Source organism: Streptomyces sp. NPDC001889 (assembly GCF_053594535.1).
Genome location: NZ_JBSFER010000023.1, coordinates 78377 through 90973, shown reverse-complemented (window position 1 = coordinate 90973; position 12597 = coordinate 78377). Strand labels below are relative to the sequence as shown.

The following is a 12597-nucleotide window of genomic DNA, read 5'->3' as shown; positions in this document are numbered from 1 at the left end:
GGACGGCAGAGCCCCCGCACCCGGTCACGGGCGCCGGGGCTCCGCCGTCCGGGGACCGGCTAGCCGCTCGCCGACCAGAGGTAGCGGTGCTCCGGGCGCCCTGTCTCGCCGTACTTGAGACTGAGCCGCACCCGGCCCGTGCGCTCCAGCAGCTTCAGATACCGCTGAGCGGTCTGGCGGCTCACACCCGAGCGGTCCGCGATCTCCTGGGTCGAGAGCGCGCCCTCGGCCGCCAGCAGCACCTGACGCACCACCTCGGCGGTGGTGGGGGAGTGGCCCTTGGGCAGATCGGGGGCGATCGAGCCGGCCGACAGGGCGCCGAAGATCCGGTCCACCTCGGCCTGTTCCGCCTCGCCGCCGCTGCCGAGGGTGCGGCGGAGCCCCGCGTACGCCTCCAGTTTGGCGCGCAGCCCCGCGAAGTTGAACGGTTTCACCAGGTACTGGAGCGCCCCGTGGCGCATGGCGGCCTGGACCGTCGCCACATCGCGGGCCGCCGTCACCATGATCACATCGGTGTGGTGGCCGAGCCGGCGGAGCTCCCGGACGACCGCGAGACCGTTGCCGTCCGGCAGATAGTGGTCCATGAGCACCAGGTCCACCGGGCAGTCGGCGATCCGGGCCAGCGCCTCGGCGGCCGAGTGGGCCTTGGCCGCGACCCGGAAGCCCGGCACCTTGGCGACATAGGCCGCGTTGATCCCCGCCACCCTGAGGTCGTCGTCCACGACCAGGACATCGATCGGCTCGCCGTCCGCTCCGCCGCCGGGCTCCCGCGCGCCGCCCCGCACCGGTCCCCGGCTCGGTCCGTCGGTCATGGCGCCTCCCCGGCTGCGGCGGGCTCGGGATCGGTGAGCTCGTTCAGTGCCTCGGGCAGGACGACGATGAACTCCGCCCCGCCGCCGTCCGCCTCGCGCACCCGGGCGCTGCCGCCCTGCCGTTCCGCGAGCCGGCGCACCAGCGCGAGCCCGAGGCCCCGCTTGCCGTGGGCGGGCAGCTCCTTGGTGGACCAGCCCTCGGTGAAGATCAGTTCGCGCTGCTCGGCCGGGACCCCGGGGCCGCTGTCCGCGACCCGGAGCACGGCGGTCCGGCCCTGGGAGTACATCTCCACCTCGATCAGCGGATCGGGGGAGCCGGCCGCGGCGTCCATGGCGTTGTCGACGAGATTGCCGACGACCGTGACCAGACCGCGCGGATCGACCAGCCGGTCGGGCAGCAGGGTGTCCGGGGCGATGCGCAGCGGGACGCCGCGTTCGGCCGCCACGGTCGCCTTGCCCACCAGCAGCGAGGCCAGCAGTGGGTCGTGCACCTTCTCGGTGACCTGCTCGGCGGTGGCCCGGTGCACCCCCACCACCTCGGTCACGAAGTCCACGGCCTCGTCGTGCATCTCCAGCTCCAGCAGACCGAGCAGGGTGTGCAGCCGGTTGGCGTGCTCATGGTCCTGGGCGCGCAGGGCGTCGATCAGACCGTGGGTGGAGTCGAGTTCGCGGCCCAGCTGCTCCACCTCGGTGCGGTCGCGCAGGGTGGCGACGGCACCGCCCTCGTCGGTGGGCATCCGGTTGGCTATCAGGACGCGGTGTCCGCGTACGGTCACGAGGTCCTCGCCGCTGACCCGTCCGGTGAGCACATCGGTGGTGCGGCCCTCGCCCAGTACCTGGTCGAGGGGGAGCCCCCGGCTGTTGGTCTCCAGTCCCAGCAGCCGCTGGGCCTCGTCGTTCATCAGCCGGATACGGCCCGAGGCGTCCAGTGCCACGACGCCCTCACGGATGCCGTGCAGCATGGCCTCCCGCTCCGCGAGCAGTGCGGAGATATCGGAGAAGGCCAGGTCGTGGGTCTGCCGCTGGAGCCTGCGGGAGATCAGATAGGCGGCGAGCGCACCGGCGGCGAGGGCTCCGCCCGCGTACAGCAGCAGGCCGGGTATCGCCGAGAAGAGCCGGTCGCGCACGCTGTCGTACTCGATGCCGACGGAGACGGCCCCGACGATCAGACCGCTCTCGTCGCGCAGGGGGACCTTGCCCCGGGCCGAGCGGCCGAGGGTGCCGTTGTCGATCTCCATCACGGCGCGGCCCGCGAGGGCGGGGCTGGGGTCGGTGGAGACCACCCGGCCGATCTGCTCGGGTGAGGTGTGCGACCAGCGCACTCCGCCCATGTCCATGATCACGACATATTCGGCGTCGGTCGCCCGGCGTATCCGCTCGGCCTCGGACTGGATGGGCCCGTCGGCCGTCGGGCCGGTGCTGACCAGCTTGCCGGCGATCTCCGTGGACGCGGCGGTCTGGGCGATGGCGAGCGCCCGGCGCATGGCCTGGTCGTCGAGCTGGGCGCTGAGCGGCGCGAGGAAGAAGCCGGTGGCCAGCACGGTGACGCCGGTGGCGATGGCGAGCTGCATCAGCAGGACCTGCGAGAAGACCCGCTGCGGCCAGCCGAACCGACGGCGTCTGGGCGGGGCGGACGGTTCGGGTCTCATGTCTAGGAACGGTAGACGGAGCGCGGGGCTTTCCGAAATCTGCGGAGGGGGGAGCCTGCCGGCGGGCGGGGCGGGGGTGGGTTCGCGGGGCGGTCGGCCCGGGGGTGGGGTGCGTCCCGGCAGGGGTGCGTCCCGGCTCGGGTGCGTCCTGGCCGGGGTGCCTCCGGGCTCGGGTGCGCCCCGGCTGGGGTGCTTCCCGACCGGGTCCGGTTCGGCCGGGTTGTGGTTCGGCCCGGTCCGGCCCGGCTGTCCCGTGCCGTTGTGCCGGTCGGGGGGCCGGCAGCCCGGGGAGCGCGGGGGCGCCCATGGCTCCGCCGGTGTGCCCGCGGGCCGCTGAACCGTTGCCCCGGTCCGGCCCGGCCCTGGCTCCCCGGCCCGGCCCTGGCTCCCGGGCCCGCCACTTGGTCCGGGTCCTTGGTCACCAGGTTCCTGGCCCCCTGGCTCCGGAGCCCGTCGCTTGGTCCGGGTCCTTGCCCATCGGGTCCTTGGCCCCCTGGCCCATCGCTTGCCCTTGGCCCCCGGGTCCGGCGGCCGGTCCGGGCGGTGGGTCCGAAGGCGGTGAGGGCAGTGATCGTGGTCCCCGGCCCCTGGGCCCCTTGCCCCCGGCACTTGGCCGGCCGGCCGGTCCGGCACCGGCGCGGGGCTGTGATCGTGGTTCCCGGTCCCCGTCAGGGCCGAGGTGGTGCCGGGGGTGGCAGAGGGAGGGGCGGGCGGGGGCCGGTGTAGTGGCCGCTCGGGCGCAGTCGCAGGGCGCCCTCCTCGTACTCCTCCAGCGCATGGGCGATCCACCCCGCCGTGCGGGCGACCGCGAAGACCGTCTCCCCCGCCTCGGGACGCATCCCCGACGCCACCGACAGCACGGCCAGCGCCAGATCGACATTGGCCCACTGCTCCGTCCGGCGCGCCGCCACCGCCTCGATCGCGTGGGCCGCCTCCAGGGCCTCCCGCGCGGCCGGAACCCCGGCCAGCGCGCCGAAGAGGGCCTCGGCCCGGGGGTCGCGGCCGGGGTAGAGATGGTGCCCGAGCCCCGGCACCCGGCGGCCGGAACGCAGCTGGTCCGCGACCACGGGGCCCGCGGCACCCCGCTCCAGCACCTCGGTCAGGGTCCTGTGCGCCAGCCCGCTGGCGGCCCCGTGCAGCGGCCCGTCGAGCGCGCCCAGGCCCGCGGAGACCGCGGCGTACGGATGGGCCCGGGTCGACGCCGCCACCCGTACGGCCAGCGTCGACGCGGCCAGATCGTGGTCGATGAGCAGCGCGAGCGCCATGTCCAGGGCCCGCAGGGACGCCTTGTCGGGCTCCCGGGCGGTCAGCCGGGTCCAGAGGCGGGCGGCGATGAGCCGCTCCGCGCCGGCCCCACCCGCCCCGGCCCGGGCGCCCCCGGCCTCCGGTCCTCCTCCGGCGGCCGGCGGCAGCGCGTCGACCAGCGTCGGGATCATGATCCGGGCGCTGCCGAGCACCGCGTCCCGGCCGAGGTCGAAACGGACCGGGTCCATGACCGCCGCGGCGATCACCGCCGCCCGCAGCCGGTCCGCCGACCCGCTGCCCGGGGGCAGCGCCCCGACCGCGCGCCGCGCCGCCGCGAGGGTCTCCGGCGGCGCGGTGAACCGGGTCCCGGTGCGCAGGGTGCCGGTCCAGAGCCAGTCCGCGATCTCCTCGTAGTGGTGGTGCCGGGCCAGCTCACCGGCGTCGACCCCGCGGAACCAGCACCGTCCCCCGTCGATGAGGGTGATGCCGGTACGGATCTGCTGGAGGCCGCCCCCGCCCGGCGCGGGCTCCCTGCGGCTCCTGCGGGCGAGCGCCCCGACCTCCGCCGCGTCGAAGGTGCTGCCGCGCCCGCCCGGATCGCGGCGGCTGGTGAGCTGGCCCCGGCTGACGTACGCGTACAGCGTCGCGGGCTTCACTCCCAGCCGCTCGGCCGCCTCCCGGGTGGTCAGCCGCTCCCCGGCCGCCGCACCGTCGCCCGCACTGCTCTGATCCGCCATGAGGTCACCGTACACACCCCATCCATATATTGATTCAATCAATATTGACACTCGTTGAGTCAAGAGTGGAGAGTCGAATCAATCGTGACCGAGGAGACCTCCATGCACTCCACCACCGCATCCACCACCGCATCCACCACCGCATCCACCACCGCATCCGCATCCGCATCCGCATCCGTCGCCGTGCCGCGCGGGCTCGCGGGCGTCGTCGTCACCGACACCGCGCTCGGCGACGTCCGGGGCCGCGAGGGCTTCTACCACTACCGCCAGTACTCGGCCGCCGAGCTGGCCCGGAGCCGGGGCTTCGAGGACATCTGGCATCTGATGTTCCACGGACATCTGCCGGACGCCGCCGAGCGCGCCGCCTTCCTCGCGCGCACCGCCTCCCTGCGCCGGCTCCCCGACGAGGTGCGCGCGGCGCTGCCCGCCATCGCCCGGGCGAGCGCCCCCTCCGGCCCGCTCGCCGGGCTGCGCACCGCGCTCTCCCTGCTCGGCGCCGCTGCGGGCCTGCGGCCGGTGTACGACCTCGCCCCCGAGGAGCGCCGCGCCGACGCGCTCGCCGCCTGTGCCGCCGTACCGACGCTGCTCACCGCGCTGCACCGGCTGGGCGAGGGGCTGGAGCCCGTCGAGCCGCGCGCGGACCTCCCGTACGCCGCCAACTACCTCTACATGCTCACCGGCACCGAACCGGACCCCGTGCGGGCGCGCGCGGTCGAGCAGTACCTCAACTCCACCGTCGACCACGGCTTCAACGCCTCCACCTTCACCGGGCGGGTGATCGCCTCCACCGGGGCCGATGTGGTGGCGGCGCTGACCGGTGCCATCGGCGCGCTCTCCGGGCCGCTGCACGGCGGCGCGCCCAGCCGCGCCCTGGACACCCTCGACGCGATCGGGACCCCCGGCCGCAGCCGGTCCTGGATCAGGGAGCGGGTCCTGGCGGGCGACCGGATCATGGGCTTCGGCCACCCCGTGTACCGCACCGAGGACCCGCGCTCACGGATGCTGCGGACCATCGCGGAGGAGTTCGGCGGCCCCCTGGTGGAGCTGGCCGTCCAGGTGGAGCGGGACGTGGTCGACCTCCTCGCCGAGCTGAAGCCGGGGCGGGAGCTGCACACCAACGTGGAGTTCTACGCCGGAGTGGTCATGGAGCTGTGCGGGCTGCCGCGCCAGATGTTCACCCCGACCTTCTGTGCGGCCCGGGTGATCGGCTGGAGCGCCAATATCCTGGAGCAGTCGGCGGACTCGAAGATCATCCGCCCGGCGGCCCGCTACACGGGCCCGCCCCCGCCGCAGCCCGTGCCCGCAGTCTGAGAGAGGCCCCAGGTGAGTCCCGTCCCCCCGCCGAGCAGGCAGATCCCCGTCATCGTCCTCGCGGGCTTCCTCGGATCGGGCAAGACCACCTTGCTCAACCATCTGCTCCGGGCGAGCCGGGGCACCCGGATCGGCGCGATCGTCAATGACTTCGGCTCCATCGAGATCGACGCCATGACCGTGGCCGGCCAGCTCGGCGACTCCACCGTCTCCCTCGGGAACGGCTGTCTGTGCTGTGCCGTCGACGCCGGCGAACTCGATGTCTTCCTGGAGAAGCTCGCCCGGCCCGCCGCCCGCCTCGATGTGATCGTGATCGAGGCGAGCGGCCTCGCCGAACCGCAGGAACTCGTCCGGATGGTCCTCGCCAGCGAGAACGAGCGGATCGTGTACGGAGGACTGGTCGAGGTCGTCGACGCGGCCGAGTTCGAGGCCACGCGCGAGCGCCACCCCGAGATCGACCGGCATCTCGCCGTCGCCGACCTCGTCGTCCTCAACAAGACGGACCGGGTGGACGCCGCCGCGCTCGCCCGGCTGCGCGGACTGCTCGGCCCGGGGGCCGCGGTGGTCGACGCGGTGTACGGGAGGGTCGATCCGGAGCTGCTCCTCGACCGCCGGCCGAGCGCGGAGCGCGTGGGCCAGCTCGCCTTCGAGGACCTGCTGGAGGAGGAGGGGCCGGAGGGGGCCGCCGGGGGCGGCGCGGGGCACGCGGGGCATCTGCACACCGCGTACGAGAGCGTGGCGTTCACCACCCCCGATCCCCTGCACCCCCGGCGGCTGCTGGACTTCCTCGACACCCGTCCCGAGGGGCTCTACCGGATCAAGGGGTTCGTCGACTTCGGCGCCGCCGATCCGGACCACCGGTACGCCGTCCACGCCGTCGGCCGGTTCCTGCGCTTCTACCCCGAGCCCTGGCCCGCCGGCGCCGAGCGCCTCACCCAGCTCGTGCTGATCGGCTCGGGCGTCGACGGCCCCGCCCTGCTGGCGGAACTCGGCTCCGCCCGCGCGGACGGACCGCGTGACGCCCCCGACGAGCGCAGCATGTGGGGCGTCCTGCGGTATGTGCCCCGGCCGTCCGGGGCGTCCGACGAGGTGCCGGTGCCGGAGGAGGTCCCGCTGTACGAGGAGGTGCCGGCGCGGCGGGACGGCTGAGCCCCTCCGCGCCGCGCGCCGCAGACCGCCGGACCCGGGCCCAGGTACGGACCCGGACCCGGACCCGGACCCGGACCCAGGCACGGACCCAGGCACGGACCCGGGCACGCGGCCCGGGCCCGCACACCGCTAGGTCGCCGGCCCCGCCAGCACCGCCACCACCGAATCGGGCGGGGTGCCCGAGCCGTCGCGGCGCGGGTCCGGCTCCGGCAGCCCCGCCGGGGTGCCGTTCTGCTGGGAGGCTCTCGCCGGGGCCGGTCCCGCCCAGGCCAGCAGCAGATGGTCCTCGCCCTTGAGGAAGCGCTGACACCGCACTCCGCCCGTCGCCCGGCCCTTGCGCGGATACTGGTCGAACGGGGTGAGCTTCACCGAGGTGGCCGAGTCGTCCAGCGCGCCGGTCGAGCCGGCGGCCGTGAACACCACCGCGTCCGCGGCCGGGTCCACCGCCGTGAACGAGAGCACCCGGGCGCCGTCCGCCAGCTTGATGCCGGCCATGCCGCCCGCCGCCCGGCCCTGCGGCCGGACCTGCGCGGCCGGATAGCGCAGCAACTGCGCGTCGGACGAGATGAAGACGAGATCCTCCTCGCCGGTGCGCAACTCGGCCCCGCCGACGATCCGGTCGCCGTCCTTGAGGGTGATGACCTCCAGCTCCTCCTTGTTCGCCGGATAGTCGGGCACCACGCGCTTGACGACGCCCTGGAGGGTGCCGAGCGCCAGCCCCGGCGACGACTCCTCCAGCGTGGTGAGACAGACCACCGTCTCGTCCGGCTCCAGGGAGAGGAACTCCGACATCGGCGCCCCGCCCGAGAGGGTGGGCGCGGCGGCGGTCTGCGGCAGCTGCGGCAGATCGATCACCGCGAGCCGCAGCAGCCGGCCGGCCGAGGTCACCGCGCCCACATCGGCGCGCGCGGTCGCCAGGACCGCCGAGACGATCAGATCGTGCTTGGCGCGCTTGGCCCCCGGCTCCGGCAGCGGCTCGCCCGTGGCCGTGCGCGCCAGCAGCCCGGTGGAGGAGAGCAGCACCCGGCACGGGTCGTCGGCGACCTCCAGGGCCACCGCGGCGACCGGGGCGGCCCCCGACTCCAGCAGGACCGTGCGCCGCTCGGTGGTGAACTTCTTGGCCACCGCCGCCAGCTCGCCCGAGACCAGCTTGCGCAGCTCACCGTCCGACTCCAGGATGCGGGTCAGCGCCTCGATCTCGCCGGTCAGCCGGTCGCGCTCGCTCTCCAGCTCGATCCGGTCGAACTTGGTGAGCCGCCGCAGCGGGGTGTCCAGGATGTACTGGGTCTGGATGTCGCTGAGGGAGAAGCGCTCGATCAGCCGCTCCTTCGCCTGCGCCGAGTTCTCGCTGGAGCGGATGACGCGGATCACCTCGTCGATGTCCACCAGCGCGACGAGCAGACCCTCCACCAGGTGCAGCCGGTCCCGGCGCTTGGTGCGGCGGAACTCGCTGCGCCGGCGCACCACGGTGAAGCGGTGGTCGAGATAGACCTCCAGCAGCTCCTTGAGGCCCAGGGTCAGCGGCTGGCCGTCGACCAGCGCCACATTGTTGATGCCGAAGGACTCCTCCATCGGCGTCAGCTTGTAGAGCTGCTCCAGCACGGCCTCCGGCACGAAGCCGTTCTTGATCTCGATCACCAGCCGCAGCCCGTGGGAGCGGTCGGTGAGGTCCTTGACATCGGCGATGCCCTGGAGCTTCTTCGAGCCGACCAGGTCCTTGATCTTCGCGATCACCTTCTCCGGCCCCACCGAGAACGGCAGTTCGGTGACGACCAGGCCCTTGCGGCGCGGGGTGACGTCCTCGACCGTGGCCGTGGCGCGGATCTTGAAGGTGCCCCGGCCCGACGCGTAGGCGTCCTTGATGCCGGCCAGGCCCACGATCCGGCCGCCGGTCGGCAGGTCGGGCCCCGGGATGAAGCGCATCAGCGCCTCCAGGTCGGCGCCCGGGTACCGGATCAGATGGCGGGCGGCGGCGATGACCTCGCCCAGATTGTGCGGCGGCATATTGGTCGCCATGCCGACCGCGATCCCGGACGATCCGTTGACCAGCAGATTCGGATACGCCGCCGGAAGGGCGACGGGCTCCCGCTCCTGGCCGTCGTAGTTCGGCGCGAAGTCGACCGTGTCCTCGTCGATGGACTCCGTCATCAGCGAGGTGGCGTCCGCCATCCGGCACTCGGTGTACCGCATGGCGGCGGGCGGGTCGTCATTGCCCAGGGAGCCGAAGTTCCCGTGGCCGTCGACCAGGGGGACGCGCATGGAGAAGGGCTGGGCCATCCGCACCAGCGCGTCGTAGATCGACGCGTCGCCGTGGGGGTGGAGCTTGCCCATGACCTCGCCCACGACCCGGGCGCACTTCACATAGCCGCGGTCGGGGCGCAGGCCCATCTCGTTCATCTGGTAGACGATGCGGCGCTGGACCGGCTTCATGCCGTCCCTGGCGTCGGGCAGGGCACGGGAGTAGATCACCGAGTAGGCGTACTCAAGGAAGGAGCCCTGCATCTCGTCGACGACGTCGATGTCGAGAATGCGCTCCTCGAAATCTTCGGGCGGCGGGGTTTTCGTGCTGCGGCGGGCCATCGCGGCTGCTGCTCCTTCACGTACCGGATCGGGAACTGACGCCGACCATTGTGGACCGTCCCGCTGACAACGCCCGACACGACCCGGGGTCGCGGGCCTCCACCGCGCGCCCCGGAGCGGGTCCGGCACCGGCCGGGGGAGCGGCCCGGCACCCTCGGGGAAGCGTCCGGAGACCGGAACGAGACCAAAGGAGAGCACCGGTGCGCCGGGAACTTCGCCAGGTGTCAGCCCGCTTGCATACAGTGGCAGTGCTGGGAAAACAACACCCACAGCATCGCGATCGAAGGGACGTACATGCCCATGGGTCACACGGCCACAGCGCAGGCCGGTTCGGGCGGCCTGACAGCGACGGAGCACCGGCTGGCCAATGGCCTGCGCGTGGTGCTCTCCGAGGACCATCTGACGCCGGTCGCCGCGGTCTGCCTCTGGTACGACGTGGGCTCGCGTCACGAGGTCAAGGGCCGTACCGGACTCGCCCACCTCTTCGAGCACCTGATGTTCCAGGGTTCCAAGCAGGTCCACGGCAACGGCCACTTCGAGCTGGTGCAGGGCGCCGGTGGTTCGCTCAACGGCACCACCAGCTTCGAGCGCACCAATTATTTCGAGACCATGCCCACCCACCAGCTGGAGCTGGCGCTCTGGCTGGAGGCCGACCGGATGGGCTCCCTCCTCGCCGCGCTCGACGACGAGTCGATGGAGAACCAGCGCGACGTCGTCAAGAACGAGCGCCGTCAGCGCTACGACAACGTCCCGTACGGCACCGCCTTCGAGAAGCTGACCGCCCTCTCCTACCCCGAGGGCCATCCTTACCACCACACCCCCATCGGCTCCATGGCCGATCTGGACGCGGCGACCCTCGACGACGCCCGCGCCTTCTTCCGTACGTACTACGCGCCGAACAACGCCGTGCTCTCCGTTGTCGGGGACATCGACCCGGAGCGGACCCTCGCCTGGATCGAGAAGTACTTCGGTTCGATCCCCTCCCACGACGGCAAGCAGCCCCCGCGCGACGGCTCCCTCCCGGAGAACATCGGCGAGCAGCTGCGCGAGGTCGTGGAGGAGGACGTCCCGGCGCGGGCGCTGATGGCCGCCTACCGGCTCCCGCACGACGGCACCCGCGAGTGCGACGCCGTCGATCTGGCGCTCACGGTGCTCGGCGGCGGCGAGTCCTCCCGGCTGCACAACCGGCTGGTCCGCAGGGATCGCACCGCCGTCGCGGCCGGCTTCGGGCTGCTGCGGCTCGCCGGGGCCCCCTCGCTGGGCTGGCTGGACGTGAAGACCTCCGGCGGCGTCGAGGTCCCGCAGATCGAGACCGCCGTCGACGAGGAGCTGGCCCGGTTCGCCGATGAGGGCCCGACCCCCGAGGAGATGGAGCGCGCCCAGGCCCAGCTGGAGCGCGAGTGGCTGGACCGCCTCTCCACCGTCGCGGGCCGCGCCGACGAACTCTGCCGGTACGCGGTGCTCTTCGGGGACCCGCAGCTGGCGCTGACCGCCGTCGACCGGGTCCTCGACATCACCGCCGACGAGGTGCGCGCGGTCGCCGCGGCCCGGCTGCGCCCCGACAACCGGGCGGTGCTGGTGTACGAGCCGGTGGCCGCCGACGCCGATGCCGACGACCCGTCCGACACGACCGAGCAGAGCGACGACGAAGAAGGGGCGCGCCAGTGACCGACGCCGCCGAGCCGCTGACCACCATGGAGTTCCACCCACAGCCGCAGGCCGGGGAGGCCAGGCCCTGGGCGTTCCCCGCCCCCGACCGCGGCACCCTGGACAACGGCCTGACCGTGCTGCGCTGTCACCGCCCCGGACAGCAGGTCGTGGCGGTCGAGGTCTCCCTCGACGCGCCGCTCGACGCCGAGCCCGAGGGCCTCGACGGCATTGCCACGATCATGGCGCGGGCGCTCTCGGAGGGCACCGACAAGCGCTCCGCCGAGGAGTTCGCCGCCGAGCTGGAGCGGTGCGGCGCCACGCTCGACGCACACGCCGACCACCCCGGTGTCCGGGTCTCGCTGGAGGTCCCGGTCTCCCGGCTGCCCAAGGCGCTCGGGCTGGTGGCCGAGGCCCTGCGGGCCCCCGCGTTCCTCGACACCGAGATCGAGCGGCTGGTGCGCAACCGGCTGGACGAGATCCCGCACGAGACGGCCAACCCGGGCCGCCGGGCCGCCAAGGAGCTGTACCGGCAGCTCTTCCCGGAGTCCCTGCGGATGTCCCGTCCGCGCCAGGGCACCGAGGAGACCGTCGCCCGGATCGACGCGGCGGCCGTGCGCGCCTTCTACGAGGCGCATGTCCGCCCCGCCACCGCCACCGCGGTGATCGTCGGCGATCTCGCCGAGGTCGATGTCGACGCCGTGCTCGCCGAGACCCTCGGCGAGTGGACGGGCGACACCGCGGACCTGCGCCCCGTGCCGGCGGTCACCGCCGACGACACCGGCCGGGTGGTCGTCGTGGACCGCCCCGGCGCGGTTCAGACCCAGGTGCTGATCGGACGGGTCGGCGCGGACCGCCACGACCGGGTCTGGCCCGCCCAGGTGCTCGGCACCTACTGCCTCGGCGGCACGCTGACCTCCCGGCTCGACCGGGTGCTGCGCGAGGAGAAGGGCTACACCTACGGTGTGCGCGCCTTCGGCCAGGTGCTGCGCTCCGCCCCGGACGGCTCGGGCGTCTCCCTGCTCGCCATCAGCGGCTCGGTGGACACCCCCAACACCGGCCCGGCCCTCGACGATCTGTGGAAGGTGCTGCGGACCCTGGCGGCCGGCGGGCTCACCGACGCCGAGCGGGATGTGGCGGTGCAGAACCTGGTGGGCGTCGCCCCGCTGAAGTACGAGATGGCCGCCTCCGTCGCGGGCACGCTGGCCGACCAGGTCGAGCAGCACCTCCCCGACGACTACCAGGCCCAGCTCTACGTCCGGCTGGCCGAGACCGGCACGGTGGAGGCGACGGCCGCGGTGGTCAACGCCTTCCCGCAGGACCGGCTGGTCACGGTCCTGGTGGGGGACGCCGCGCAGATCGCGGAGCCCGTCAAGGCCCTCGGTATCGGCGAAGTGACCGTCGTCACCGGCTGATCGGGACGGATGAGGGAACCCCGGCGGCCACGGGTGCCGGGGTTCCCTCATC

General features: G+C 73.5%; 8 protein-coding genes. 4 read left to right on the top strand and 4 right to left on the bottom strand.

Annotated features, from left to right (window positions below; translation table 11 throughout):
• Window positions 1–59: 59 nt before the first annotated feature.
• From ACWCRA_RS26015 to ACWCRA_RS26005, 3 genes are all read right to left on the bottom strand, one after another.
• The gene (locus tag ACWCRA_RS26015; RefSeq protein ID WP_351543453.1) at window positions 60–812 is read right to left on the bottom strand and encodes a response regulator; all 753 of its coding nucleotides are present in this window, start codon (window positions 810–812) and stop codon (window positions 60–62) included.
• On the bottom strand, window positions 809–2461 hold the full coding sequence (locus ACWCRA_RS26010) for a sensor histidine kinase (RefSeq protein WP_351543450.1): 1653 nt from the start codon (window positions 2459–2461) through the stop codon (window positions 809–811). Before ACWCRA_RS26010 ends, ACWCRA_RS26015 begins: the two co-directional genes overlap by 4 nt.
• 668 nt (window positions 2462–3129) lie before the next feature.
• The gene (locus ACWCRA_RS26005; protein WP_451068733.1) at window positions 3130–4443 is read right to left on the bottom strand and encodes a citrate/2-methylcitrate synthase; all 1314 of its coding nucleotides are present in this window, start codon (window positions 4441–4443) and stop codon (window positions 3130–3132) included.
• A gap of 102 nt (window positions 4444–4545) precedes the next feature.
• On the opposite strand from ACWCRA_RS26005, the gene ACWCRA_RS26000 reads away from it, so the two are divergent.
• The gene (locus ACWCRA_RS26000) at window positions 4546–5754 is read left to right on the top strand and encodes a citrate synthase/methylcitrate synthase (RefSeq protein ID WP_451068732.1); all 1209 of its coding nucleotides are present in this window, start codon (window positions 4546–4548) and stop codon (window positions 5752–5754) included.
• Between the two features lie 12 nt (window positions 5755–5766).
• Window positions 5767–6903, top strand: coding sequence for a CobW family GTP-binding protein (locus ACWCRA_RS25995; RefSeq protein WP_351543445.1), 1137 nt, complete (start codon window positions 5767–5769; stop codon window positions 6901–6903).
• 129 nt (window positions 6904–7032) lie between these two features.
• On the opposite strand, the gene ACWCRA_RS25990 is transcribed toward ACWCRA_RS25995, so the two are convergent.
• The gene (locus ACWCRA_RS25990; protein WP_351543442.1) at window positions 7033–9483 is read right to left on the bottom strand and encodes a DNA gyrase/topoisomerase IV subunit A; all 2451 of its coding nucleotides are present in this window, start codon (window positions 9481–9483) and stop codon (window positions 7033–7035) included.
• A gap of 294 nt (window positions 9484–9777) precedes the next feature.
• Between ACWCRA_RS25990 and ACWCRA_RS25985 the strand changes: the two genes are divergently transcribed.
• Window positions 9778–11151, top strand: a complete 1374-nt coding sequence (locus ACWCRA_RS25985) for a M16 family metallopeptidase (RefSeq protein WP_351543439.1) — start codon at window positions 9778–9780, stop codon at window positions 11149–11151.
• A gap of 26 nt (window positions 11152–11177) precedes the next feature.
• Window positions 11178–12545 (top strand): M16 family metallopeptidase, encoded by a 1368-nt coding sequence (locus ACWCRA_RS25980; protein ID WP_451068757.1) that lies wholly within the window; start codon window positions 11178–11180, stop codon window positions 12543–12545.
• Window positions 12546–12597 lie beyond the last annotated feature (52 nt).

Bases quoted from the DNA above. Each gene is read 5' to 3' on its own strand.
- ACWCRA_RS25990 (WP_351543442.1), bottom strand. From the start codon at position 9,483: ATGGCCCGCCGCAGCACGAAAACCCCGCCGCCCGAAGATTTCGAGGAG.
- ACWCRA_RS26010 (WP_351543450.1), bottom strand. From the start codon at position 2,461: ATGAGACCCGAACCGTCCGCCCCGCCCAGACGCCGTCGGTTCGGCTGG.
- ACWCRA_RS25985 (WP_351543439.1), top strand. From the start codon at position 9,778: ATGCCCATGGGTCACACGGCCACAGCGCAGGCCGGTTCGGGCGGCCTG.
- ACWCRA_RS26015 (WP_351543453.1), bottom strand. From the start codon at position 812: ATGACCGACGGACCGAGCCGGGGACCGGTGCGGGGCGGCGCGCGGGAG.
- ACWCRA_RS26005 (WP_451068733.1), bottom strand. From the start codon at position 4,443: ATGGCGGATCAGAGCAGTGCGGGCGACGGTGCGGCGGCCGGGGAGCGG.
- ACWCRA_RS25980 (WP_451068757.1), top strand. From the start codon at position 11,178: ATGGAGTTCCACCCACAGCCGCAGGCCGGGGAGGCCAGGCCCTGGGCG.
- ACWCRA_RS26000 (WP_451068732.1), top strand. From the start codon at position 4,546: ATGCACTCCACCACCGCATCCACCACCGCATCCACCACCGCATCCACC.